Annotated in this window: 1 pseudogene; it reads right to left on the reverse strand. The window is 61.9% G+C overall.

What is annotated here, in order from left to right:
* Positions 1–210: pseudogene (locus EOB49_RS36285) on the reverse strand (glutathione S-transferase family protein); the annotation flags it as partial.

Raw genomic sequence — 210 nt, forward strand, 5'->3', positions numbered from 1 at the left:
GCGGGCCTGCTCGACGCCGAACGGGTCAGTCTTGTCCTGCGGCCGCAACCGATCGCCGACGATCTTCTGCATCGGCTCCTGCACATAGAAATCATAGAAGCGGTCGACTTGGCGAACGGCCAGCGCCAGGTCGATGTCGGCGGGAACGAGGTCAACCGGCCCCGGATAATGCGCGGCCAGATATTCGACAACAATGGTCGATTCCAGCAC

It is taken from the genome of Mesorhizobium sp. M7A.F.Ca.MR.148.00.0.0 (assembly GCF_003997735.1).
In the GTDB taxonomy this organism is placed as follows: domain Bacteria; phylum Pseudomonadota; class Alphaproteobacteria; order Rhizobiales; family Rhizobiaceae; genus Mesorhizobium.